The organism is Mycobacterium sp. 852002-51152_SCH6134967, from assembly GCF_001667105.1.
GTDB classification, from domain to species: domain Bacteria; phylum Actinomycetota; class Actinomycetes; order Mycobacteriales; family Mycobacteriaceae; genus Mycobacterium; species Mycobacterium neumannii_A.
On the sequence record NZ_LZIK01000033.1, the window covers coordinates 60,327 to 83,416 of the forward strand.

Below are 23,090 nucleotides of genomic sequence, written 5' to 3' on the forward strand. Positions count from 1 at the left end.
AATACGCCGAAATCGCCCCACTTGTGTGCGTTATGTGTGCACCGTTGCCCGCAACGGCTGCCGCGCGGTTTCCCGCATCGTCAAAAGTGTCGCAATACTGATAACGGCCGCGGCGATCACGTAGTAAGCCGGGGCGATCTGGTTGCCCGTGCGGTCGACGAGCCATGTCGCCACGTACGGCGCGGTACCGCCGAAGACGGCCACCGACATGTTGTATCCGATGGAGTAGCCGCTGGAGCGGACTCTGGTGGCGAACAACTCGGCGCCGGCGGCCAGGGATGCCGACACGAACACCGACTCCAGCGCCGCCAGGGCGGCGTGGGCGGCGACGGCAGCGGCCAGCGAGCCCGAATTCAATAGCAGGAACAGCGGATAGGCGAAGACGGCGAAACCGGTTGCGCCCGAGTACAGCAGCGGCTTGCGTCCGATCCGGTCGGACAGAGCGCCGAGCGGCGGGATCAAGATAATCGCCACGATGCTCGCGACGGCGATCGAGACGAAGGCGTCGACCTTGGTGAACTCGAGAGTCTCGGTGAAATACGTTGGCAGGTAGGTGAACACGATGTAAAAGCCGACGTTGTGAATGACAACCAGGCCGGTGATCTGCAGGATGGGGCGCCACGAGGTGCGCAGCGCCTCGCGCAGCGGCGACGTGGCTACCTCACCCTTCTCGCGCAGGTTTTCGAACTCCGGCGTGTCGCTTAACTGCAGCCGGATGTAAAGGCCGACGACGCCGAGCGCACCGGCGATCAGGAAGGGGATCCGCCAACCGTAGGAATCCATCGCCGATTCGGACAGGACGGTTTCGAGACCGGTGACCGTCAACGCCCCCAGAAGGAAACCGACGACCACCGACCACACCAGGAACGACACGATGAAGCCGCGGTGTCTGTCGGTGGCGTACTCGGCGAGGAAGCAGGCCCCGCTGCCGTACTCGCCGCCCGCCGAGAAGCCCTGCAGACACCGCAGAAACAGCAATATCAGCGGTGCCGCCACGCCGATGGAGTCGTAGCTGGGGACCAGGCCGATGACCAGAGTGGAGGCCGACATCAACAGAATGACCAGCGCCAGAACGCGTTGACGGCCGATCCGGTCGCCGAGTGGACCGAAGAAGAAGCCGCCCAACGGCCGCATGAAGAACGCGGCCGCGAAGACGGCGAAAGTGCTCAACAGCGCGGCGGTCTCGTCACCCGGAGGGAAGAACTTGTCGGCGATATAGGTTGCCAACAACCCGTAGATGGCGAAGTCGAACCACTCCACCGCGTTGCCGATCGACGCGCCGGTAACCGCTTTGCGAACTGCCCGGGGTTCTGCGGTGCGCACAGCCATGCCGCTGTATTCCCCGCCCGCCTACGTCTTTAACCAGGTCCGGCGGTGGGTGTCCACAGGTCGGTGGGCGCGGATCGACCGCGCAGCGTTTCCGACCCGTGCGCCTCCCAGCACCGCCGTTCCGGTTCGCCGGCACGCTCGAGCGCGCGGCCCGAGCACAGCGCTCGCGCGGGAAACTCCTTGGCGCGGTCGGCCAGCCGTGCCGCCTCGTTGACCGCGTCCCCGACGACGGTGTATTCGTACCGGTTCTCGGCGCCGATGTTGCCTGCGAACACCGGGCCCGCCGACACCCCGATCCCGAAGTCGAGCTGCAGGCGCTGCAGGTCGGTGACCAGCACGCGTGCGGTCGTCAGCGCCGCCGCCGCCGGGTCATCGACGCGCAGGGGAGCGCCGAACACGGCCAGTGCCGCGTCGCCTTGGAACTTGTTGATCAATCCGTGCCGCTGATCCACGGCCGCGACGACGACGCGGAAGAACTCGTTGAGCAATCCGGCGACCTCGGCCGGCTCGTGGGTGACCGCCAACCGGGTCGACCCGACCAGATCGATGAACAGCACCGCGACGTCGCGTTCGTCGCCTGACAACGATTCGTTCTCCTCGACGGCTCGCCGGACCACGTCCTCGCCGACGTGGCGGCCGAACAGGTCGCGTAGCCTGTCACGCTCGCGCAGCCCGGCCACCATGCTGTTGAAACCGCGTTGGAGGCGGCCGATCTCGGACCACTCATAGACCTCGACGGATCGCTCGATATGGCCGCGCTCGACCTCTCCCATCGCGGCCACGACTTCTTGAACGGGGTCGGAGATCGACATCGAGGTCAGGATCAGCGATCGCAGACCGAGCACGACCGCCACCAACGCGAGCACGATCAGCGCCAACTCGATCGGGGCCGTCTCCTCGATCAGCCATCCGTTGTTCCGCATCACCAACAGCGCGGCGATCGCCACACCCGGAAGCGCGGTGCACACGGTCCACATCAGCAGCAGCCGTGCCCGGACCCCGGGTGCTGTCAACCGCGATGTGCTGGAATCCACTGTCACGCTGGCCAATACGGGTCGTAACGTCCGCAGCGTGAACAGGAAGCCGGTGCACACCGTGGCGATCGTTCCGAAGAGCATCGCCGATCCGATCACCGCCAGCGCCTCAGATCCGGCGTCGAGGTTCCGCGGTACCAGGACCGCGGCTGTGAGGATCCACGGTGCTACCGTGGCCGCGGCCTGGCGACGCATCATCCTCAGCGTCGAGTGCCGTTCGTCGGCGGTGGGAGGGCGCCCCTCGCGCAGATACCGCAGCGCCGGGCGCAAGATGTAGGCGGCGCTGAAGCCGACCGTGGCGGTACCGACAGCGAGCAGCGCTGCCGCGGTGATCGCATTGCCGAGGTTGACCACGCTGCGCCCGGCCAGCAGCCCGACGATCACGATGACCTCGATCGCCGTCAGTAGGTAGGCAGACGCAAGGCCGGCCACGTACCGGGTGAGCAGGCGGCGTGGCCTCACCCAGTGGAAGGTATCAGTCGCTGGCAGGTAGCGGCTTGGCTTCCTTGAGAGACAGCGGCGTGGTGCCCACGCTCAGTGTTCCGGTCCCGGCTTTGGTCACCAGGACCTCGGCGCCGTTCTCGTCGACGTAGCGCTTACCCATCGCGTTGCCGCCGGACAGTTCCGGGTCCATCTGGGCGTCGGCGGACTTCTCGGCGTCCAGGGGCACCATCGGAACGCCGCCCGCACGCAGGTCGTCGAGGCTGTCCGAGCTGCGCACGACGATGACCTGGGTGTCACACACCTGGCTCTGCAGTCGCGTGCCGTTCTTGATCATGCTGGGCTCCTTGCTATTTGGTGGCTGTCAACTCGGCGATCAGTTCTCGACGCAGCACCTTGCCGGTCGCGTTGGTCGGCAACTCGTCGCGGAACACGACGCGGTCGGGCGTTCGCGATCCACGCAACTGGCGGCGCACATGCTCACGCAGTTCGTCGGCGTCCGGGGTGGCCGGGCCGTCCGGAGTGTCGGCCGGGACCACGACCGCGACGATGATCTGTCCCCACTGCGGGTCCTCGGGCCCCACCACGGCACAATCGCGCACCGCCGGATGCTCGACCAGGACGTCCTCGATCTCGGCCGGTGCGATGTTCTCGCCACCGCGGATGATCGTGTCGTCGGAGCGCCCACCGATGAACAGGTAGCCGTCCTCGTCGAGCATCGCGATGTCCTTGGTCGGGAACCACCCGTCGGCGTCGAGCACCGATCCGATCTCGGTGTAGCGGCCGGACACCTGTTCGCCGCGGACGAAGAGTTCCCCGGTCTGCCCGGGGCCGAGCACTTCGCCGTCGGAGTTGCGGATCTGAACCTCGATCCCCGGCACCGGCTGGCCGACCGAGCCCAGCCTGCGCAGCACGGACTCGACGGATGAGGCGAGCGCCTCGCGGTGGTCATCGGGCCCGAGCACGGCGATGGTCGAGCTGGTCTCGGTCAAGCCGTAGGCGTTGACGAAGCCGACGTCCGGCAGCAGCGAAAGCGCCTTGCGCACCAATGGAAGTGGCACCTTCGAGCCGCCGTAGGCCAGGCTGCGCAGGGTCGGCAGCGCCACGTTGTCCGACTCCAGGGCAGCCACGATGCGGTCCAGCATCGTCGGCACGACCGTCGCCGACGTCACGCCCTCATCGCGCACCAACCGGATCCATTCGTGGGCGTCGAACTGCGGCAGGTACACCATCTTTCGGCCGGCGTACAGGTTGGACAGCGCCGCACTGACACCGGCGATGTGATACGGCGGAACACAGATCAACGCGGCGTCGCCGGCTTCGGCGGAGTCGAACTCCACCGTGCCGGTGATATAGCTGGTGAGGTTGCTGTGCGTCAGCTCAACGGCTTTCGGCCGCGACGTGGTTCCCGACGTGAACAGCACGACCCCCACGTCTTCGGGGTCGGGGAACTCCGCGGCCGGCTCGGCGGTACGCGCGGCGTGGAGAAACTCGTCGGACCCGATCACCTGCTTGCCCACGCCGGCCACCATCTCGCGGTATTCGGCGTCGGCGACGACGAGGGGCTGGGGGAGGCGATCGATGAGCTCACGAAGCCCGTCGGCGGACAGCCGGTAGTTCAGCGGCGTCACCGGCACCGCGGCGCGCGCGGACGAGAACAGCAGCAGGGGCAGCATCGCCCCGCCCATGCCGACGTACGCGACGTGCGACGCGCCCGACGCCGCGATGACGCCGGCCCCGCCGTCGGCCAGGGCGCTCAACTCACCTGTGGTCAGCCGCAATTCACCCGACACCACGGCGGTGCGGTCCGGATTGCTCGAGGCCATCTCGAGCAGCAGTGAGATGCTCATGACTTGTCGACGAAGATATCAAGGATGGGGTCGTCCCCACCGCCGTAGCGCGACAGGTCCGTCACGCCGGATTCAGCGAGTAGTTCGGAGTCGATGAAGCATTTGCCGTTCACATCGGCGGCGGGTCGGGACAGGATCAGCGCGGCCGCGTCGCCCATGATCTGAGGGTCGCGCGACCGCTCCAGCATTTCTTGGAAGCCCGGGGCGTTGGCGACCGCGGAGGTCGCGATGTAGGTCTCGGGCCACAGGCAGCTGAATCCGATGCCGGCCCCACCCCGTTCCTGGCGGAACTCTTCAGCCCATCCCAGCGAGAGCAGGGTCATTCCGTACTTCGACAGGGTGTAGGAGGGGTGGGCGCCCAGCCAGCGCGGGTTCATGTTCAGCGGCGGCGCCAGCGTGATCACATGCGCTCCCGGCTGCTCGGCTCCTTCGGCGCGCGCCGCCGACTTGCGCAGATACGGCAGCGCCGCCTTGGTGAGCAGGAACGTGCCGCGGACGTTGATGTCCATCATCAGGTCGAACTTCTTGGCGGCCAGTTGCTCGGTGGGTTCGGTGGCGATGGCGCTGGCGTTGTTGACCACGACGTCCACGCCGCCGAAATGCTCGACGGCCGCGTCGACCGCGCGCTGCACATCCTCTTCTTTGCGGACGTCGCCGACCACCGCCACGCCCTTGCCGCCGGCGGCCTCCACCTCGGCGACTGCGGTGTGCACGGTGCCCGGCAGCTTCGGATGCGGTTCGGCGGTCTTGGCCAGCAGCACGACGTTGGCCCCGCGCCTGGCCGCGGCGAGGCCGATCGCGAGACCGATGCCGCGACTGCCGCCGGAGACGACGAGTGTGCGGTCAGTGAAGGCGGACATGGACCTCCTTTGTCTGCGACCAGCGTCGCCCCACGATGCTAGCCGACACCGGACGTGGCCGGTATTAGCGTTCTCATTTTACGCAAGTGCCATATTCGCTGTGTACCGCGCCTTCGGCACCTTTTACCGCCGGGTCACGCCCTGTCCTCGGTGCACGTTTCCGGCGTGCGGTATTGGCATTCTCATTTTTTGCAAGTACGTTATCCGTGATGAGCGAGCCAGTACAGACCCCGTCGGGGCTCCCGCTCGAGCCGGTTTATGGGCCAGCGGACAGGGTGACGGAGCCGCCTCCGCCCGGCACCTATCCGTTCACGCGCGGAAACTTCGCGACGGGCTACCGCGGCAAGACGTGGACGTTTCGCCAGTACTCGGGGTTCGGTACGCCTGAGGAGTCCAATCGGCGCTACCGCTACCTGCTGGATCAGGGCGGCACCGGGCTGTCGGTCGCGCTGGATCTGCCCACGCAGTGCGGCTACGACTCCGACGACCCCGAATACGGCGAGGAGGTGGGCCGCGTCGGTGTCGCGGTCGACACCCTCGCCGACGCGGAGATCCTCTTCGACGGCATTCCGCTGGACAAGATCAGCACCAGCTTCACGATCAACGGCACGGCGGCCATCCTGCTGGCGTTCTACGTCGCGGCCGCGGAGAAGAAGGGGGTGCCGCGGGCCAAGCTCACCGGCACCATTCAGAACGACATCCTCAAGGAGTACGCGTCGCGCGGGACCTGGATCTGGCCGCCCGAGCCGTCGCTGCGACTGATCGCCGACACCATCGAGTTCTGCGCGGCCGAGGTGCCCAAGTTCAACGCGATCTCGGTGGCCGGGGCGCACTTCCGCGACGCGGGCGCCAACGCGGTGCAGGAGATGGCGTTCACCCTCGCCGACGGCGTCACGTACTGCGACACCGTCGTCGAGCGCGGGCGCATGACCATCGACCAGTTCGCGCCGCAGATCTCGTTCTTCTTCTACACCCACGGGGACTTCTTCGAGGAGATCGCCAAGTACCGCGCTGGTCGGCGGCGCTGGGCGACGATCGTGCGCGAGCGCTACGGGGCGTCGTCGGACAAGGCGTCGATGTTCCGGTTCGGTTGTGTGGCCGGCGGCGCATCGCTGTTCGCGCCGCAGGCCCAGAACAACCTCGTTCGCGTCGCGTATGAGGCGATGGCCGCGGTACTGGGTGGTGTGCAGTCGATGTTCACCGCGGCGTGGGACGAACCGTTCGCCCTGCCCAGTGAGGAGTCGGCCACGCTGGCGTTGCGTACGCAGCAGATCCTCGCTTATGAGACCGGCGTGACCAAGGTCGCCGATCCGCTCGGCGGGTCGTACTTCGTCGAGGCGCTCACCGACGCGACGGAGGAGAAGATCATCGAGATCATGCACGATCTCGAGACCCACGGCGGCATGGTCCGTGCGATCGAGGACGGCTACCTGCAGGGTCTGATCGCCGACGAGGCGTTCAAGATCCACCAGGAGATCGAGTCCGGTGCGCGACCGGTGGTGGGGGTCAACAAGTTCGTCTCCGATGAGCCGCCGCCCGAGATCGCGACCTACGAACTCGACGCCGAGGGCCGCGACCTGCAACTCAAGCGGCTGGCGAAAGTCAAGGCCGAGCGCGACGCCACCGCGGTCAAGGAGGCGTTGGCGGCGCTGGCGCGTTCGGCGGAAGGCGACGACAACCTGATGCACAAGCTGGTCGACTGCGCCAATGCCTACTGCACTGTGGGAGAGATGGTTTCGACGCTCAAGTCGGTGTGGGGCGAGTTCCAGCAGCCGGTGGTGTTCTGATGGCGGACTCTTCGACGGCCGGCCCGGTGCGGGTTCTGGTCGCCAAACCCGGGCTGGACGGACACGACCGCGGCGCCAAGATCGTCGCACGGACGCTGCGCGATGCGGGTTTCGAGGTGATCTACACCGGAATCCGTCAGCGCATCGAAGACATCGTGTCGATCGCTTTGCAGGAAGACGTTGCGCTGGTGGGTCTTTCGATCCTCTCCGGCGCGCACGTGGCGCTCACCACGCGGACGGTGGAGGCTCTGCGCGCGGCCGACGCCGGCGACATCGCGGTCGTCGTCGGCGGCACCATCCCGCAGGGTGACGTGCCCAAGCTCCTGTCCGCGGGCGCGGCTGCGGTGTTCCCGACGGGCACGTCGCTCGACACCCTGGTCGACGAGGTCCGCAAGCTGACGATGAGCCACCAGTGACCTGCTCGGCACTGAATTTCCGGAGGACGAACTGACATGCGCCTTGGCGTGATGATCGGGGCCGAACGCGGCGATATGGCGCGCAAGGTGAACAAGCTGGTCTCCGATATCGAGTGGGCCGAATCGGCGGGAATGGACACCGCGTGGATGCCGCAGGTGCCCAACGACTTCGACTGCCTGACCATGGTGGCGCTGATGGCCGCCCACACCTCGAAGATCGAGCTGGGTACCGCGGTGGTGCCGCTGCAGGCGCAGCACCCGATCGCACTTGCGCGTCAGGCCTTGTCGGTGCATGCGATGGCGGGCGGGCGCCTCGCGCTCGGCGTGGGACCGTCACACCACTGGATCGTGCGCGACATGCTCGGGATTCCCTATGAGAAGCCGGCCGCCTACACCCGCGACTATCTTGAGGTGCTCAACGCCGCGCTCGCAGGCCCCGGCGACGTCGACGTCGAGAACGACACCTTCACGGTGCACAACCCCACCGTCCTCGGCGCGGAGCGCCCGCTGCCGGTGCTGGTGGCCGCGTTGGGCCCGGTGATGCTGCAGATCGCCGGGGAGCGCGCCGACGGCACCGTGCTGTGGATGGCCGATGAGAAGGCGATCGGCGAGCACATCGCGCCCAAGATCAACAAGGCTGCCGCCGAGGCGGGCAGGCCCGCTCCGCGCATCGTTGCGGGCATTCCGGTGTGCCTGTGCGCGAATTCGGAGATCGAGACGGCCAAAGCGCGGGCGAACCGTATTCTCGCCGAGGCCGAGACGTCGCCGAACTACCAGCGATTGTTGGACCGTGGCGACGCGCGTGACGTGGGTGACTTGTGTGCGGCCGGTGACGAGGAAGCCATCCTGGCGCGGTTCAAGCGGTTCGCCGATGCGGGAGTCACCGACCTGTCGGTGCGGCTGCTGCCGATCGGCGAGAGCCGCGACGAACTCATTGCGTCGAAGTACAGGACGCGCGAGGTGATCGGCGAACTGGCCAAGGCTGTGCGGTGAGCGGCCCGCTGGCCGGTATCCGCATCATCGAGGTTGGCGTCATGCTGGCCGGGCCGTACGCCACCATGCTGTTGGCGGACCTGGGCGCCGAGGTCATCAAGGTCGAGCCGCCGGGTGGCGAGATCTCGCGGCAGGTCGGCGACAGCTACTTCGCCAGTCTCAACCGCAACAAGAAGAGCGTCGTGCTTGACCTGCGGTCGGACGCCGGGCGGCAGCGACTGGGCGAACTCGTCGCGGATTCCCATGCGCTGCTGGTGAATATGAAACCGTCGGCGATCAAGAAGCTCGGCCTGACGTACGATTCTCTCAAGCGGTTCAACGAACGCATCGTCTGTGTGGCGATGACGGGCTTCGGGCTGGAGGGCGGCGACGATCCGGCGTTCGACTACGTCATTCAGGCGGCGACCGGCGTCGCGGCCATGACCGGACATCCGGACGAACCGCCGACCTTGCCGGGGTACTCGTCGGCAGACAACTCGACCGGGCTGGCCGCGGCGTTGGGTCTGCTGGCGCAGATCGTGTCGGGCCGTGGTGGTCAGGTCGACGTGTCGCTGCGGGATGTGATGTTCTCCCAGTTGAACTACCGCGCGTCGGCGTACCTCAACGACGGTGCGGAGCCGTTGCGCTATCCGTTTGGGGCGCACTCGTATTACGTTCCGGCGCAACTGTTCGCGACGGCGGACGGTTATCTGGCGCTGTTCATCACCCATGACGGGTTCTGGCGGGCGTTCTCGGCCGAAGCGGGTATCGAGGGTTTTCCGACCATGGCCGAACGGGCAGCCCAGCGCGACGAGGTGCTGGCGGTGGTGGCCGCGGCGTTGGCCACCGACACCGCCGCGAGTTGGGAGTCGCGGTTGCGTCCGCTGGGAATTCCCGTCGCCGCGGTGCGCACACTGCCCGAAGCGTTGGAGCAGACGCCCGAGGTGGTCGTCACCGCGGGGGATTTCCGGTTGGTGCGCAGCCCGATTCAGATCGTCGGCTATGACCCCGAATACCGGCCGGCACCCCGCGTCGACGAACACGGCGATATCGCGGCTCAGTCGTCGTAGGTCACGCTGATCGTGTCGGTTTCCGGGATCGCTTGGCAGGTCAGGATGTATCCCTCTTCGACCTCGTCCTCGTCGAGGGCGTCGTTGATGCGCATCGTCGCGCGGCCCTCGGTCAGCTTGCCCATGCAGGTGCCGCAGTTGCCGGCTTCGCACGAGAAGGGCGGCGACAATCCGGCTCGCCTGGCGCTTTCCAGCAGCGTCTCGTTGGCGACGCGCGACACCGATACCTTCTTGCGGTCGAGGACGATCGTCACCTGTCCTGGTTGGTCAGGCATCGGATCCGCCGTCATCTATAGCTCTCCTGGCATATCGGTTCTAACTGAGCGAGAATATCATTCTCGTTAAATGATACGCTATTCTCAAAGCGAAATCCGGCTCGGTTGACACTAGTGAGGACAGAGTGTGAGTGAGGCGATCGCGCTCGCCTTCGAGCAGCGTGAATACACGCTGTCGCAGCTGGATGCGCTGGCCGCAGGCATGGCGGCCACCCTGGAGCGGCGCGGTGTGCACGCCGGAGACCGAGTGGCGCTCATGTCGTCCAATCGCCCGGAGTTCGTCGTCGCGCTGCGCGCCGTCTGGCAGCTGGGCGCCTCGGCAGTACTGCTCAGCCCGGCGTGGCGGCGCGCAGAGATCGAGCACGCCCTCGCACTGACCCGACCGACGCACGCGGTCGGCGATCACCCGGTGCTCGCCGAACTCATGCCGATGCTCTCGCTCGACGACCCGATCGAGCCGGGGCGGCGCGAGTTCCACTCACCCGATCCGCAGAGCGACGCGATGTTCGTGTTCAGCTCGGGCACCACCGGCATGCCGAAGGCGGTACGTCATACCCATGCGGCGTTCGATGTCGCGGTGCGGCACTGGCGCGACGCGCTGCAGCTGTCTGCCTCGGACCGCATGCAGATCATGACGCCGCCGTCGCACATTCTGGGCCTGCTCAACATCGTCATGGCGCTCGAGACCGGCACGTGGATCCGACTGCATCGGCGCTTCGACATCGAGCTCATGCTGCGACATATCGAGAGCGACCGGATCACCATCGAGATGGCGGTCGCCCCAATTGCTTTGGCGCTTGCTGCACATCCCGATCTGGAGTCCTACGACCTTTCGTCTCTGCGCTACATCATGTGGTGCGCGACCCCTGTCACGGCCAGCGTCGCCGAAGCCGTCACCGCCAGGACCGGGGTGAAGTGGGTGACCGCATACGGCGCAAGCGAGTTGCCGGTGATCTCGTGCAACGACATCGACGGCAACCACCTGGACACCGTGGGCCGGCCCGTACCGGGCGTGCGCGTGCGGGTGGTGTCACTGGACACCGGTGCGGTCCTCGGGGTGGGTGAGGCCGGCGAGATCGAGGTGCAATCGGATTCGGTGATGGCGGGTTATCTGCCCTCGTCCGCGACCGCCGGAGCATTCCACGACGGCTGGTATCGCACGGGTGACGTTGGTTTCCTCGACGACGACGGGTGGCTGCGCATCACCGACCGGTCGAAGGAAATGATCAAGGTGCGTGGTTTTCAGGTCGCACCCGCGGAGGTGGAGGCGATTCTGCACGGGCACGCCGCCGTCGAGGACTGCGCGGTGTTCGGTGTGCCCGACACCGTCAACGGCGAAGCGATCATCGCCGCCGTGAAGGTGAATACATCAGTGCCGGAGAATGATCTGGTGTCGTGGGTCGGGGAGCGGTTGGCGTCGTACAAGCGACCCAGCCGGGTCCTCGTCGTGCCCGAGGTCCCGCGCCTGCCATCGGGCAAGGTCTTGCGTCGAGTGCTGAAGGAGCATTTGTGGACGTCCGTCTGACCAGTGAACAACAACAGCTGAGGTCCGCCGCCGCGAGCCTGGCCGACGACCTCGGTCCTGGGTCGGTGGCCGACCTCGACGATGCGAATCGGGTTGCCAGGCTGGAGAAGGCCGTGGACGCCACGGGATTTCGCACGCTTCGCTCGGACGGCGCATCGGGGGTCGAAGTCGCGATCGTGGCCGAGGAGTTCGCCCGAAAGCTTGTCGACGTGCCCTTCATCGGGCCCGTGCTCGCCGACGACCTCAAGATGCGCAGCGGTCGTGAGCCGGTTGGCGCGGAGGCGGCGGAGTCGGTGGACCTGACGAAAAGCCTTGACGGCGTGGTCGAGTCGCCCGCCGAGCTCGACGGTCTGTCCGAGCAGGACGCGGGCCGGTGGCGCGCGCTGGCGTTGACGGTGACGTGCGCCGACCTGGTCGGCGCGGCCAGAGGAGCGCAGGATCTGGCCGTCGAATACGCCAAGGTGCGCGAACAGTACGGTGCGACGATCGGCTCCTATCAGGCGGTCGGTCATCTCCTGGCCGAGAGCCTCGCGCTGATCGAGGGCTCGGTCAGCGTGCTGCGGCATGCCGCGTGGGCGGTCGACGAGTTGCCGCCCACCGAGGCGATCGAGGCGGCGCGGGTCGCCAAAATCTACTGTGCGCGCTCGGCTTTGACCGTCTGTGAGACCTCGATACAGGTGCACGGCGGAATCGGTAACACCTGGGAGTGCCTGGCCCACGTCTACCTGCGCCGGGTGTTGGCCGCCACCGAGACGTGGCCCGTGAAGTTGGAGGAGCTGTCCATTGGACTTTCGTGACTCACCGGAGGAAGCCGCGTTCCGCGAGCGGCTACGCGGCTGGCTGACCGAACAGAAGGGCAGGTTCCCGACGTCGGGCGACGAGTACTGGGCCGCCCAGGGAGCCTGGCACCAGGCACTCTACGAAGCCGGCTTCTTCGGCACGTCGTGGCCGAAAGAGTATGGCGGACAAGATCTGCCGCCGGTTTACGACGTCATCGTCGACGAGGAGATCGCCAAGGCGGGGGCGCCGGCGCGGCCGAGCCTCGGCTATCTGGTGGTCGGAATGTCGCACCACGGCAGCGAGGAGCTTCGCCAGCGCTTCCTGCCCGGCATGATCAACGGCACGGAGCGGTGGTGCCAGGGCTTCTCCGAGCCGGGTGCGGGTTCCGATCTGGCATCGCTGACGACGACCGCGACTCGCGAGGGCGACGAGTACGTCGTCCACGGCCACAAGATCTGGACCAGCTATTCCGACGTGGCCGACTGGTGTCTGCTGCTGGCCCGCACCGAGAAAGATGTGCCCAAGCACAAGGGCATTTCGGCGTTCATCGTGTCGATGCACCAGCCGGGGATAGAACAGCGGCCGTTGAAGATGATCAGCGGCGTCACCAAGGAGTTCGGCCAGGTGCTGTTCGATGGGGCCCGGGTGCCGGCGGAGAACATGGTCGGTGCGCCCGGTGAGGGCTGGAAGTTGGCTATGACCGTCGTCAGCCACGAGCGCGAGCCGTCGACGCTGGGGTTCTCGGCCCGCTATGGAAAGCTGGTGCGGCAGTTGGCCGCCCGCGTGGAAGGCCCGGCTCCCGAGGAGCTGGCGTGGGCGTGGGTGCAGACCGAGATGCTGCGGCTGCACGTGCGCAGGCGGCTGTCCGAACAGCTCGACGGGCTGACGCACGGGCCGCAGGGCTCGCTGGACAAGCTGCTGATGACCTGGACCGAGCAGTCGGTCGGCCACGCCGCGCTGGCCACCGTCGGCACCGGCGATCCCGAGTTGTTCGGGGCCTATATGTACAGCCGCGCGCAGAGCGTGATGGGCGGTACCTCCCAGATTCAGAAGAACATCATCGCTTCGCGCATTCTCGGATTAGGAGTCTAAGTTGTACGACCTACCACCGGAGATCGACGTTCAGGCCGACGGCCCGTTGCGCATCATCACCCTGAACCGGCCGGACTCCCTGAATTCGGTCAACGACGACCTGCACAGCGGACTCGCCTGGCTGTGGCCGCGGCTGGCCGAGGACCGGGAGGCTCGCGCGGCGGTGATCACCGGTGCGGGAAGGGCATTTTCGGCCGGCGGCGACTTCGGTTATCTCGAGGAGCTGCGTCAGGACGCGGACCTGCGTGCCAAGACGATCCTGCACGGGCGCGAGATCGTGCTGGGCATGGCGCGCTGCCGGATTCCGGTGGTGGCGGCCGTCAACGGTCCCGCGATGGGGCTGGGCTGCAGCCTGGTGGCGTTGTCCGACATCGTCTACATCAAAGACGATGCCTACCTCGCCGATCCACACGTCCAGGTCGGGTTGGTCGCCGCCGACGGTGGACCGCTGGTGTGGCCGCTGGAGATGAGCCTGCTGCACGCCAAGGAGTACGCGCTGACCGGCGCGCGGATCTCGGCGCAGCGCGCCGCCGAACTGGGCCTGGCCAATCACGTCGTCGAAGACCCGCTGAGCGAGGCGATCGCCTGTGCGAAGAAGATCATGGAACTGCCGCGCCAGGCGGTCGAAAGCACCAAGCGGCTGTTGAACATTCACCTCGAGCGGTCGGTGCTGGCCGTGCTCGACTACGCCAACACCGCGGAGGAGCAGTCGTTCAAGACCGACGACTTCCGCGAGATCGTCACCCGCCTGAACGCCAAGAAGAAATAGGCGCGAGCGTGCGTGTCTGCACACGACACGCCGCTCTTTGTCGGCATTTTGGGCACGCTCAAGGCATGGCGAGCGTGCGCACAAAGCGGCCTCAAAGCGCGCGGCACGGTTCGTCATGTGCAAACGCGCACCGTCACGCTGGCGCGACGGTGCGCAAACTGCTGTAGAACCGCGGCGTGTCGTGTGCAGACACGCACGCTCGCGGAACAAGGAGTAAAGAAGAAACTACTTGGGTGGGAAGCGCAGTGCTCCGTCGAGGCGGATGATTTCGCCGTTGAGATAGTCGTTCTCGATGATGCTCTGCGCCAGTTGCGCGTACTCCGTCGACCGGCCCATCCGCTTGGGGAACGGCACCTGCGGACCCCAGTACTGCTCGAGTTGGTCGGCGGCCTGTCCGTACGCGGGGGTGTTGATGGTGCCCGGCGCGATGGTGACCACGCGGATACCCAGCGGCGAGAGATCGCGGGCCGCATTCAGCGTCATGCCGATCACGCCGCCCTTGGCCGCGGCATACGGCAGCTGGCCGATCTGACCCTCGTAACCGGCGATCGACGCGGTGTTGACGATCACGCCGCGGGCGCCCTCGTCGAGCGGCTCGGACTTCGCGATCTCGGCAGCCGCCAGCCGCATCACGTTGAAGACCGCGGTCAGATAGAACTCGATCGTCGTCTTGAAGCCGTCGAGGGCCAGCGGGGAGCCGTCCTTGCCGATCAGCCGGCCACCGCTGGCCGGGCCGCCGTGGGTGTCCACGGAGATCCGCAGGGGCGCCAGCGCCGCGGCCTCGGCGATCGCCGCGTTGACGGACTCCTCGGACGTCGCGTCGGTGCGGACGTAGCGCACACCGAGTTCGCTCTCCAGCTTCTTGCCCTTGTCGTCGGCCATGTCCGCGACGACGACCTTGGCTCCCGCGCCGTGCAACCGGCGCACCGTCGCCTCGCCGAGACCGCCGGCGCCACCAACCACGATTGCCGAGCTACCCGCGATCTGCATATGGTTCCCCTTCTTGCAACTGGCACTCTCGGCTTGAGAGAATAACATTCTCATACGTCGAGACGGAGATACACATGCCTGAAGCCGTGATCGTTTCTGCACTGCGCACCCCCATCGGCACCGCGATGAAGGGCACGTTGCGAGACACCGACGCCTACGAGCTGGCCGAGCACGTGGTCGGCGCGGCAGCCGGCGAGGTGAACGGGCTGCCGATCGACGACGTCATCCTCGGCGAGGGGCTCTACGGCGGCGGTGTGATCGCCCGCCACGCCGCAATCACCGCGGGCCTGACCTCGGTGCCCGGGCTGTCGAACAACCGGCATTGCGCCGCGGGCCAGGCCGCGGTCCAGAGCGCCGCCGCCAGCATCCGCGCCGGCATGGACCAGGTGGTGATCGCCGGTGGGGTGAACTCCGCCTCCACCACGCCGCGCTTCACCCGCCGCGCCAGCAGCGCGAAAGACGCCGCGATGCTCGACTGGTTTCCCCCGACGCACCCTGACCGCGCCGACGCGCCGAACATGGACATGTCGATCACCGTCGGCTGGAACGCTGCCGTGCGCGCGGGCGTCAGCCGCGAAGAGATGGACGAGTGGGCGCTCGGCTCGCACCGCAAGGCGATCCAGGCGATCGACGAGGGCCGCTTCAAGGACGAGATCGTTCCGATCGAGACGCCCTACGGACAGTTCGATACCGATGAGCATCCGCGTCGCGACACCAGCATCGAGAAGCTGGCCGCGCTCAAGCCGCTGCATCCTGAGATCGAGGGCTTCTCCATCACCGCAGGCAACGCCTGCGGCGCCAACGACGGCGCCGCCGTGCTGACGTTGGCCAGCGACCGGCTCGGGCTGGCCTCGTTGGGCACCGTTCAGGCGTGGGCATCGGTCGGCGTCGATCCTGCTTTCACCGGACTGGCGCCCGTCGAGGCGATCCCGAAAGCGCTCAAGCGAGCGGGTATTTCGCTCGCCGACGTCGATCTGTTCGAGATCAACGAGGCGTTCGCGGCGATGTGCGTGGCCACCGTCAAACTGCTCGACATCAACCCCGACCGCGTCAACGTCAGCGGAAGCGGTTGCTCGCTCGGCCACCCCGTGGCAGCCACCGGCGCGCGGATGCTCGTCACGCTCGTCCACGAATTGCGCAGGCGCGGCGGGGGGATCGGGGTCGCCGCGATGTGCGCGGGCGGCGGCATGGGATCGGCAACGGTCATCGAGGTGGCCTGAGCCGCCCGGCGGCGGCATCAAGCAGGCGCTCCGTAGACTGCCAGACGATGACCAGCTCAGACGATATTGCGGAGCTCATCGAGGCGGCACGCAACGGATCGGCCCGCGCGACCGGCCGATTGCTCAGCATTGTCGAAAGCCCCCGGCGCAGCGAGCTTCTCGACGCGCTCGGGCCCGTAGAGGTGCCGCGAGTGGTGGGAGTGACCGGGCCGCCGGGTGCGGGGAAATCGACGACGGTCGGTGCGCTCGTCGGCGCGTACCGTGAGCGAGGCGTGCGCGTCGCGGTGCTCGCGGTCGACCCGTCGTCGCCATACAGCGGGGGAGCGCTGCTCGGCGACCGGATCCGCATGGCCGCCCACATCAACGATCCCGATGTGCTGATCCGATCCGTCGCCGCCCGTGGGCATCTCGGTGGGCTGGCCGCCGCGGTGCCCGCAGCCATCCGCGTTCTCGCGGCGCTGTCCTACGGGCTGGTGGTGCTGGAGACCGTCGGGGTCGGACAGTCCGAGATCGAGATCGCCGCGGTCGCCGATCCCACCGTCGTCATCCTCAATCCCGGCGCCGGTGACGCCGTGCAAGCGGCCAAGGCCGGCCTGCTGGAAGTCGCCGACATCGTGGTGGTGAACAAGGCCGATCGCGAAGGGGCCGACCAGACCGTGCGCGACCTTCGCGCCGAGAGCAGCGCCCCCGTCCTGAAACTGATTGCCGCACAAGGCGACGGTCTTCCTGAACTCGTCGACGCGATCGAGGCGCATCACCGCTCCGACAGCCCGGAACGGCGCGCCGCGCGCGCCAGGACGCAGATCTTGTCGCTGGCGCAGACGCTGCTGCGCACGCATCCGGAACTGGACCGGCTGGCCGCAGCCGTCGCCGACGGCACCGACGACCCCTACACCGCCGCCGAGCGCCTCTTCGTCGACCGGGAGCGACCCTGAGCCTGCTCCGGTAGGTCGAGCAGCCGGCGGGACATCCGAATCAACTGAGCGCGAAGAATTTCGGCGTCGAGATCGGAAACCAGCGGATGCATCACCGCCACGCTGATCGCACTCGACAGCACCGCCGCGTGCAGCCGGGCCTCCGGTCCGGCCTGGGTGCCCAGCAGCGCGGCATACAGACGCTCGATGAACCGTTGGAACGGCTCATGTTCGGCCTGAAGCCGGATGATCACCGGATCGAACTGCAGCACGCTGACGACTCCGCGTCGTTCGACGGCCTGGTCGATCATCCGGTCGAGCAGGATCTCGCGTGACTTGAGGCCGTGGTCGGCCGACTCGGCAGCTTCGAGCGCGTCCTCAAGATAGCCCATCTCGCGTTCGGTGATCGCGATGACGATCTCTTCCTTCGTCTTGAACTGGCGATACACCGCCGCCTTGGTCACCCCGATTTCATCCGCGATCATCTGCAGCGAGGTGCCGCTGACCCCGTGTTCGGCGATCAAGGCCACCGCGGCGTCCAAGACCCTGGTCTGGGCAGCGGTGCGGGTGATCGCACTGAATTTTTGCTCTGCCACCGCCATGTCGTCGAGGGTAGCCCAGCATTGACCGCTTGGTTGCCGATCGGCTACCGTTCGAGTAGCCGATCGGCAACTGACTTTGGAGCGCACATGAGACGAACTGATGGCGAGTTGATCATGCTGTGGGCCTTGCCCGCGATGGTGATCATCTGGGCGTCCGCGTTCTTCCTGTTTCCCGGCTTCCTGCATCCGATGTCACCGACGATGTCCGCGCAGGAGGTCGCAGACTTCTATCGCGACGAGACGGCCCGAATCCGCTACAGCATGATCCTGTTCAACTGGTTCGGTGTGGGTTTGATCCCGACGGTGATCCTGCTGGCGATGCAGGTACGCAAGATGGCACACCGCACGCCGATCCTGTCCTACTGCCTGATCGCCTGCGCGGGCGGTCCACCGACGCTGTTCCTGATCGCCAACATGTTCTGGCTCTTGGGGTCGTTCCGGCCCGAGCGTGCCCCCGAGCTGACTCAACTGCTCAACGACCTCGCCTGGGTCACCTTCACGGTGCTGGTCCCGTACCTGATTGCGCAGTGTCTGGTGCTCGCCCTGGCGATCTATTGGGATCGTCGAGACCAACCGGTCTTTCGGCCATGGGTGGCGCACTTCAATCTGTTCATCGCCGCCGCATTGGTGCCCGCGGCATTCGGGGCGGTGACGTTCGAGGGCCCGTTTGCGTGGGACGGCGTGCTGTCGTTCTGGCTCAAGAACATCGCGATCGCCGTCTGGATCGTGGTGATGGGAGTCGTTCTCGCCCAGAATATCCGCCGCCAACGTGCCGAAGTCGCGGTCGGCGCATGAGCGCGTTGAGCGCAGAACCGGTGGCGGCGCCCGATCCGCCCAAAGATTCACGGTGGGGCAGGCTGGTCTGGAACTTCCGCTATCACCCCAAGCGTGAGCTGTGGTTCGCGTGGTGGGTGATGGTGGTCTTCTACCAGTTGTACGGCGTGCTGTTCTTCCTCGTCACACGGGTGCAACCGCCGCCGAGCCCCGACTGGGACACGCCGTTGATCGTGCAGTGGTTCGCCGATCGCCATCTCGGCCTGCTCAGCGGGTTCGGCGTCGTGTTCCTGATCTCGGGCATGTGTGCGCCGATGAATGCGCTTCTCGCATACTCGATGTGGCGGATGTCGGTAAGTCGTGTCTTCGCCTACTCGTACCTGATCATGTACTCGCTGGCAGCGCTGCCCGGCATGCTCGTGATGGCGATCGCGATGACCGTCGGCGCGCTCCGGCCGGACCGTAACCCCGAACTGATCGTGTGGATGTACGACTTCGCGTTCCTGTCGTTCAGCGGAACGATGGGCGTCTTCCTGGTCGGCTCGGTGGTCTGGCTGGTGGCGATCCTGCTCGACAAGAACAACGTGTTCCCGAAGTGGTTCGCGTACCTGGGGCTGTGCAATGCGCTGACCGAAGTCGTCGTCGCACCGGCCTGGATCTTCCAACGCGGCGCTTTCGCGTGGAACGGTGCGATCGCGTGGTGGATCAACATGGTCGTCTTCGTCACCTACACCGCGGCGTTCATCATGCTGCTGCGCAAAATGATCGAGCGGGAGGATTTCGGCACGGGACCGCTGCCCGATCTGCCACCGAAAGACTCAACCGAAGCCACCGAAGCGGTGGAGGCGGCCCGATGACCGACGTCGTTGGCGCCGCGCCGAAACCGCTCGAGGATCAGCCCCAACGGCGAGTGCCCGGCCAGCCCGACATGTGGCTGTTCGTGTTGTTCGAGGCGCTGCTGTTCACCGGCTACTTTTCGGTCTACCTGGCCCTGCGCACGCAGAACGAGGAACTCTTCCTGCAGTCCCAAGCCGATCTTGACCTGCGGATTGGAGTCTTCAACACCATTGTCCTGCTGACGAGTTCGTGGGCGATCGCCCGGTGCGTGCAAGCCGCGCGCGGCGGTTCGTACCGTTCGGCGACGACGTACGCCTATGTGACCGTGGGTCTGGGGGTGACGTTCGTGGTGTCGAAGGTGTTCGAGTGGATTCTGGAGATCCGCATGGGGAACACGTTCACCAGCGCCGAGTTCTTCCAGCACTACTTCTTCCTCACGTCGCTGCACTGCATCCACGTGTTGATCGGCTTCATCGTGTTGGGTGTGGTCCTCTACCAGTTGCGCAGCCCGGCGCGACGCTCGCAGGAACTCGTCGAAACCGGCGCGACGTACTGGCACACAGTCGATTTCCTGTGGGTGCTGATCTTTGCAATGCTCTACATCGTGAGGTGATCGGTGAGCAACACCATGAACAAGAGACTCGTCATCGCCTGGGCGATCCTGACGTTGTTGACGTTGGTCTACGTCTGGCTGGATGGGGCGGTCGACCAGAACGGCACCCTGAAGGCCAGCACCGTGGTCACAGTCAGCGCAATCGTCATCTCACTCATCAAGGTGCGCATCATCTTTCGCGAGTTCATGGAGGTACGCCACGCCCCGGACTGGCTGCGCCGCCTCACCGACGGCTGGGTGGTTCTCGTCGCCACTTGCCTGTTGAGCAGCTACTTCATCGGAATGGCCGTAGCCTGAGCGGCACTCGACGCTGAGTGTGCGGTTTCATACGCAGCACGCGCGACGAGCGTATCGGGTCGCACAATCGAGCACCGGCGGGCGTGCGAACCGCGAGTTACACGCGCGCCGAGGCGGCAAGGCCCGCGCGGTAGCCGAACACCATTGCGGGGCCGATCGTTCCACCGGCGCCGCCGTACGCCTTGCCGGTTGCTCCGGCCATCGCATTGCCCGCGGCGAACAAACCCGGGATCGCCGACCCGTTGACGTGCAGCACCCGGCCGTCGCAGTCGGTGCGGGGGCCGCCCTTGGTGCCCATCGCGCCGATCGACACCGGCACGGCATAGTAGGGCGGCGTGTCGATCGGGCCGAGGGTGCGGCCGGGGGGCGTCGGCGCCTTGTCGTCGCCCCAATACCCGTCGTAGGCGCTCGAGCCCCGCGCGAAATCCGGGTCGCGATCGTGGGCGACGCCGTCGTTCCACGATTGCAGTGTGCGTGCCAAGCCGTCGGGGTCGATGCCGGTCTTCTCGCCGAGCTCCACCAGGTCCTTTGACGGTGAGAACCAGTCGGGGGCAGGGCCATCCGGTTCTATGCCGAGGAATCCGTACTTCTTCAGATGCAGCGAGTCGAAGACGATCCAGGCAGGATCGTTGGCATAGCCGAGCTTGGGATCGAGATAGTGAAACGGCCCCGCCATCGAGTTGTACTCGCCGGCCTCGTTGAGAAACCGCTTACCCGCCCGGTTGACGATGATGCTGCGCGGCCGGGTTCTTTCCAGCCGGACGCTGCGGCTGCGCGGCCGACCCTGGAACGTGTCGCCGGGAAGTTGGACGATCGGCACCCACCACGCCTCGCCCATGTTGGCCAGATCGGCGCCGTGCGCCATCGCCATCCGCAGGCCGTCTCCGGTGTTGTTGGGCGGTGAGACGGGTCCGCGCATCGGCCCCCGCAGATACGCCTCGACCAGCTTGCGGTCCCACTCGAACCCACCGGTTCCCAGGATCACGCCTCGACGGGCCCGCACGGTGAACTCGTTGCCGTCCTGCGAGATTCGCGCGCCGGTGATGCCGAGGGGGTCGGAGAGCAGTTCGACCGCGCGCGCGTTGGTCCGCGGCGTCACACCGAGGGTCAGCAACCCCTTCAACAGCCCGGCGACCAGCGCCGTGCCCGCGACGCAGTAGTCGCCGGATTCGTCGTCGACCGAGGCGTGGATGCGCGCGCGCGTCTCGGCGTCGATGCCGACGTTGCTGAAATCCGCCGGAAACGAGGTGATGCGGTCGCGCCACTCACCCAGCAGGCTCAAGTCGAAAGGCTTGGCGTTGAGCGAACGCCCACCGGAGGGCCGCCCCCCGGGGAGCTCGGGCTTGTAGTCGGGGAACCCCTCGGCGACCTCGAAACGCAGATCGCTGTGTGCCTCAACGAAATCGAGCATCTCGGGTCCGGTGCGCACAAATGTCTCGACGAGGTCGTCGTCCATGTATCCCAGCGATTGGGCCCGCAGGTAGGCCATCGCGTCCTCGACAGAAAGCTCACCGTCCGCGGCGCGCTTGTGTGCCGGGATCCAGATGATGCCGCCCGAGACCGCCGTCGTACCGCCCACGGTCGCGGCCTTCTCGTAGATCTCCACCGAAGCGCCATTGGCCGCCGCGGCCAGGGCCGAGGTCAGACCGGCCCCGCCGCTGCCGAGTACGACCACGTCGACGTCATGATCCCAATCCGTCACGTGCTGCTCCTTCCGGCTGGAGTGACCCTCTAGTTGAGGATCGCTGACAACTCGTCGGCCGCCCTGATGACCGCGTCTCTGCCGCGCGTCAGGACGTCCTCGCGATGCGAGATGAGGTTGATACATGTCGGCGGCGCCGGTGGCCGTCGGCGCACCGGGACCGCGAGCCCGTAGGTGTTCGGCTCGATCTCGCCGTGGGTGATCACCCACCCCTGTTCCCGGGTCAGCGGCACCAGGTCACGCTCGTCGGGACGCGGCGGCATGCTCGCCAGCAACGCGATTCCCGCGGCGCCCCGGTCCAGCGGATAGCGGCTGCCCTCATGGAAGGACAGTTGGTAGAAGACGTTGGTCGGCACGACGACGGCGATCGCGACCTGCTGATCACCTTCGGCGACGAGAAGCGACACCGTGCTCGCCAGTTCGTCGGCAAGACCCCGCAGCGTCGGCAGGCTCAACTGGCGCACGTTGTTGTCGAACGACGCGCCGAGCACCGCCAGCGCCGCGGCCGAGCGGTAGCGGCCGTCCTCGCCCTTGGCCACCAACCGGAACTGCGACAGCGTCGACAGCAACCGGTAGGCGATGGTCCGGTGCACACCGATGTCGTCGGCGACCTGCTGGGCGGTCAGGCCGGTGCGGGAGCTCGCGACCAGCTGCAAGGCGGCCAACCCTCTGGCCAGTGTCTGCGAGCCGGGTGCCCCGTTACGCACGGCACTGATCGGCTCCGTCTGCCGGGCCCGGCCGTGCTCGACACGCTGTCGGGCTCCGCCCTGCTCGACCTGATGTCGGGCTCCGCCCTCTGAAGGCATGGCGTCCCTTCCTCGACTTCCCTTGACATCTAGCTGCCGCGAGAGTGATGCTCTGACTATAGTGCACGTGGGTGTGCGATAAATGAGCAGAGTGCTTACAGAATACGAGAATTCAATTCTCGTGGTCAAGAGAGG

General features: G+C 66.6%; 24 protein-coding genes. 14 read left to right on the forward strand and 10 right to left on the reverse strand.

Annotated elements, in window-relative coordinates; all coding sequences use genetic code 11:
- Positions 1 to 30: 30 nt before the first annotated feature.
- The 5 genes from A5790_RS11025 to A5790_RS11045 are packed head-to-tail and all read right to left on the reverse strand — an operon-like array spanning position 31 to position 5,514.
- Positions 31 to 1,329: an MFS transporter gene (locus A5790_RS11025; RefSeq protein ID WP_066843579.1), complete on the reverse strand. Its 1,299-nt coding sequence runs from the start codon at positions 1,327 to 1,329 to the stop codon at positions 31 to 33.
- 29 nt (positions 1,330 to 1,358) lie between these two features.
- Positions 1,359 to 2,825: an adenylate/guanylate cyclase domain-containing protein gene (locus A5790_RS11030; protein ID WP_066843581.1), complete on the reverse strand. Its 1,467-nt coding sequence runs from the start codon at positions 2,823 to 2,825 to the stop codon at positions 1,359 to 1,361.
- 13 nt (positions 2,826 to 2,838) lie between these two features.
- Entirely contained in the window at positions 2,839 to 3,141 is a 303-nt protein-coding gene (locus tag A5790_RS11035; protein ID WP_066843583.1) for a hypothetical protein, read from the reverse strand.
- Positions 3,142 to 3,154: 13 nt separating this feature from the next.
- Complete coding sequence (locus tag A5790_RS11040; protein ID WP_066843586.1) at positions 3,155 to 4,654, reverse strand: class I adenylate-forming enzyme family protein; 1,500 nt, start codon at positions 4,652 to 4,654, stop codon at positions 3,155 to 3,157.
- The gene (locus tag A5790_RS11045; RefSeq protein ID WP_066843589.1) at positions 4,651 to 5,514 is read right to left on the reverse strand and encodes an NAD(P)-dependent oxidoreductase; all 864 of its coding nucleotides are present in this window, start codon (positions 5,512 to 5,514) and stop codon (positions 4,651 to 4,653) included. Before A5790_RS11045 ends, A5790_RS11040 begins: the two co-directional genes overlap by 4 nt.
- A gap of 209 nt (positions 5,515 to 5,723) precedes the next feature.
- Here A5790_RS11045 and A5790_RS11050 point away from each other — a divergent pair, with 209 nt between their 5' ends.
- From A5790_RS11050 to A5790_RS11065, 4 genes are read left to right on the forward strand one after another with little or no spacing between them, the layout of a single operon-like run.
- Complete coding sequence (locus tag A5790_RS11050; protein ID WP_066843592.1) at positions 5,724 to 7,301, forward strand: methylmalonyl-CoA mutase family protein; 1,578 nt, start codon at positions 5,724 to 5,726, stop codon at positions 7,299 to 7,301.
- On the forward strand, positions 7,301 to 7,717 hold the full coding sequence (locus A5790_RS11055) for a cobalamin B12-binding domain-containing protein (RefSeq protein WP_066843594.1): 417 nt from the start codon (positions 7,301 to 7,303) through the stop codon (positions 7,715 to 7,717). The genes A5790_RS11050 and A5790_RS11055 overlap by 1 nt, the downstream gene beginning before the upstream one ends.
- 36 nt (positions 7,718 to 7,753) lie before the next feature.
- The gene (locus tag A5790_RS11060; protein WP_066843597.1) at positions 7,754 to 8,710 is read left to right on the forward strand and encodes an LLM class F420-dependent oxidoreductase; all 957 of its coding nucleotides are present in this window, start codon (positions 7,754 to 7,756) and stop codon (positions 8,708 to 8,710) included.
- On the forward strand, positions 8,707 to 9,759 hold the full coding sequence (locus A5790_RS11065; protein ID WP_082961675.1) for a CaiB/BaiF CoA-transferase family protein: 1,053 nt from the start codon (positions 8,707 to 8,709) through the stop codon (positions 9,757 to 9,759). Before A5790_RS11060 ends, A5790_RS11065 begins: the two co-directional genes overlap by 4 nt.
- On the opposite strand, the gene A5790_RS11070 is transcribed toward A5790_RS11065, so the two are convergent.
- Complete coding sequence (locus A5790_RS11070; protein WP_066843599.1) at positions 9,747 to 10,049, reverse strand: 2Fe-2S iron-sulfur cluster-binding protein; 303 nt, start codon at positions 10,047 to 10,049, stop codon at positions 9,747 to 9,749. The two genes, A5790_RS11065 and A5790_RS11070, sit on opposite strands and share 13 nt — an antisense overlap.
- 112 nt (positions 10,050 to 10,161) lie before the next feature.
- Here A5790_RS11070 and A5790_RS11075 point away from each other — a divergent pair, with 112 nt between their 5' ends.
- From A5790_RS11075 to A5790_RS11090, 4 genes are read left to right on the forward strand one after another with little or no spacing between them, the layout of a single operon-like run.
- On the forward strand, positions 10,162 to 11,559 hold the full coding sequence (locus tag A5790_RS11075) for a class I adenylate-forming enzyme family protein (protein ID WP_066843601.1): 1,398 nt from the start codon (positions 10,162 to 10,164) through the stop codon (positions 11,557 to 11,559).
- A complete protein-coding gene (locus A5790_RS11080) occupies positions 11,544 to 12,356 on the forward strand; it encodes an acyl-CoA dehydrogenase family protein (protein ID WP_066843603.1) in 813 nt (270 codons plus the stop codon). Before A5790_RS11075 ends, A5790_RS11080 begins: the two co-directional genes overlap by 16 nt.
- On the forward strand, positions 12,343 to 13,431 hold the full coding sequence (locus A5790_RS11085; protein WP_066843608.1) for an acyl-CoA dehydrogenase family protein: 1,089 nt from the start codon (positions 12,343 to 12,345) through the stop codon (positions 13,429 to 13,431). The genes A5790_RS11080 and A5790_RS11085 overlap by 14 nt, the downstream gene beginning before the upstream one ends.
- Before the next feature lies 1 nt (position 13,432).
- Positions 13,433 to 14,200, forward strand: coding sequence for an enoyl-CoA hydratase/isomerase family protein (locus tag A5790_RS11090; RefSeq protein WP_066843610.1), 768 nt, complete (start codon positions 13,433 to 13,435; stop codon positions 14,198 to 14,200).
- A gap of 225 nt (positions 14,201 to 14,425) precedes the next feature.
- On the opposite strand, the gene A5790_RS11095 is transcribed toward A5790_RS11090, so the two are convergent.
- Entirely contained in the window at positions 14,426 to 15,190 is a 765-nt protein-coding gene (locus tag A5790_RS11095; protein ID WP_066843611.1) for an SDR family NAD(P)-dependent oxidoreductase, read from the reverse strand.
- A gap of 74 nt (positions 15,191 to 15,264) precedes the next feature.
- Between A5790_RS11095 and A5790_RS11100 the strand changes: the two genes are divergently transcribed.
- The gene (locus A5790_RS11100) at positions 15,265 to 16,410 is read left to right on the forward strand and encodes a thiolase family protein (protein WP_066843614.1); all 1,146 of its coding nucleotides are present in this window, start codon (positions 15,265 to 15,267) and stop codon (positions 16,408 to 16,410) included.
- 47 nt (positions 16,411 to 16,457) lie between these two features.
- Entirely contained in the window at positions 16,458 to 17,345 is an 888-nt protein-coding gene (locus A5790_RS11105) for an ArgK/MeaB family GTPase (protein WP_066843616.1), read from the forward strand.
- Here A5790_RS11105 and A5790_RS11110 read toward each other — a convergent pair.
- Complete coding sequence (locus A5790_RS11110; RefSeq protein WP_066843619.1) at positions 17,300 to 17,926, reverse strand: TetR/AcrR family transcriptional regulator; 627 nt, start codon at positions 17,924 to 17,926, stop codon at positions 17,300 to 17,302. The genes A5790_RS11105 and A5790_RS11110 overlap by 46 nt on opposite strands.
- Before the next feature lie 87 nt (positions 17,927 to 18,013).
- On the opposite strand from A5790_RS11110, the gene A5790_RS11115 reads away from it, so the two are divergent.
- Genes A5790_RS11115 through A5790_RS11130 form a run of 4 tightly spaced genes read left to right on the forward strand, consistent with a single transcriptional unit; the run spans position 18,014 to position 20,447 of the window.
- Entirely contained in the window at positions 18,014 to 18,721 is a 708-nt protein-coding gene (locus tag A5790_RS11115; protein ID WP_066843621.1) for a hypothetical protein, read from the forward strand.
- Positions 18,718 to 19,557: a hypothetical protein gene (locus A5790_RS11120; RefSeq protein ID WP_066843623.1), complete on the forward strand. Its 840-nt coding sequence runs from the start codon at positions 18,718 to 18,720 to the stop codon at positions 19,555 to 19,557. Before A5790_RS11115 ends, A5790_RS11120 begins: the two co-directional genes overlap by 4 nt.
- Complete coding sequence (locus A5790_RS11125) at positions 19,554 to 20,150, forward strand: cytochrome c oxidase subunit 3 (protein ID WP_066843625.1); 597 nt, start codon at positions 19,554 to 19,556, stop codon at positions 20,148 to 20,150. The genes A5790_RS11120 and A5790_RS11125 overlap by 4 nt, the downstream gene beginning before the upstream one ends.
- A 3-nt stretch (positions 20,151 to 20,153) precedes the next feature.
- Positions 20,154 to 20,447 carry a cytochrome C oxidase subunit IV family protein gene (locus A5790_RS11130; RefSeq protein ID WP_066843628.1) on the forward strand — a complete coding sequence of 98 codons (294 nt, stop codon included), beginning with the start codon at positions 20,154 to 20,156 and terminating at the stop codon, positions 20,445 to 20,447.
- Positions 20,448 to 20,544: 97 nt separating this feature from the next.
- On the opposite strand, the gene A5790_RS11135 is transcribed toward A5790_RS11130, so the two are convergent.
- The gene (locus A5790_RS11135; RefSeq protein WP_066843630.1) at positions 20,545 to 22,149 is read right to left on the reverse strand and encodes an FAD-dependent oxidoreductase; all 1,605 of its coding nucleotides are present in this window, start codon (positions 22,147 to 22,149) and stop codon (positions 20,545 to 20,547) included.
- Positions 22,150 to 22,178: 29 nt separating this feature from the next.
- Positions 22,179 to 22,955, reverse strand: a complete 777-nt coding sequence (locus tag A5790_RS11140) for an IclR family transcriptional regulator (protein ID WP_082961676.1) — start codon at positions 22,953 to 22,955, stop codon at positions 22,179 to 22,181.
- Between the last annotated feature and the right edge of the window lie 135 nt (positions 22,956 to 23,090).

What these genes read in the sequence shown, in the direction of transcription:
- A5790_RS11025 (WP_066843579.1), bottom strand. Translation starts at nt 1,329, where the DNA reads ATGGCTGTGCGCACCGCAGAACCCCGGGCAGTTCGCAAAGCGGTTACC.
- A5790_RS11035 (WP_066843583.1), bottom strand. Translation starts at nt 3,141, where the DNA reads ATGATCAAGAACGGCACGCGACTGCAGAGCCAGGTGTGTGACACCCAG.
- A5790_RS11040 (WP_066843586.1), bottom strand. Translation starts at nt 4,654, where the DNA reads ATGAGCATCTCACTGCTGCTCGAGATGGCCTCGAGCAATCCGGACCGC.
- A5790_RS11045 (WP_066843589.1), bottom strand. Translation starts at nt 5,514, where the DNA reads ATGTCCGCCTTCACTGACCGCACACTCGTCGTCTCCGGCGGCAGTCGC.
- A5790_RS11050 (WP_066843592.1), top strand. Translation starts at nt 5,724, where the DNA reads ATGAGCGAGCCAGTACAGACCCCGTCGGGGCTCCCGCTCGAGCCGGTT.
- A5790_RS11055 (WP_066843594.1), top strand. Translation starts at nt 7,301, where the DNA reads ATGGCGGACTCTTCGACGGCCGGCCCGGTGCGGGTTCTGGTCGCCAAA.
- A5790_RS11060 (WP_066843597.1), top strand. Translation starts at nt 7,754, where the DNA reads ATGCGCCTTGGCGTGATGATCGGGGCCGAACGCGGCGATATGGCGCGC.
- A5790_RS11070 (WP_066843599.1), bottom strand. Translation starts at nt 10,049, where the DNA reads ATGACGGCGGATCCGATGCCTGACCAACCAGGACAGGTGACGATCGTC.
- A5790_RS11095 (WP_066843611.1), bottom strand. Translation starts at nt 15,190, where the DNA reads ATGCAGATCGCGGGTAGCTCGGCAATCGTGGTTGGTGGCGCCGGCGGT.
- A5790_RS11100 (WP_066843614.1), top strand. Translation starts at nt 15,265, where the DNA reads ATGCCTGAAGCCGTGATCGTTTCTGCACTGCGCACCCCCATCGGCACC.
- A5790_RS11105 (WP_066843616.1), top strand. Translation starts at nt 16,458, where the DNA reads ATGACCAGCTCAGACGATATTGCGGAGCTCATCGAGGCGGCACGCAAC.
- A5790_RS11110 (WP_066843619.1), bottom strand. Translation starts at nt 17,926, where the DNA reads ATGGCGGTGGCAGAGCAAAAATTCAGTGCGATCACCCGCACCGCTGCC.
- A5790_RS11115 (WP_066843621.1), top strand. Translation starts at nt 18,014, where the DNA reads ATGAGACGAACTGATGGCGAGTTGATCATGCTGTGGGCCTTGCCCGCG.
- A5790_RS11120 (WP_066843623.1), top strand. Translation starts at nt 18,718, where the DNA reads ATGAGCGCGTTGAGCGCAGAACCGGTGGCGGCGCCCGATCCGCCCAAA.
- A5790_RS11125 (WP_066843625.1), top strand. Translation starts at nt 19,554, where the DNA reads ATGACCGACGTCGTTGGCGCCGCGCCGAAACCGCTCGAGGATCAGCCC.
- A5790_RS11140 (WP_082961676.1), bottom strand. Translation starts at nt 22,955, where the DNA reads ATGCCTTCAGAGGGCGGAGCCCGACATCAGGTCGAGCAGGGCGGAGCC.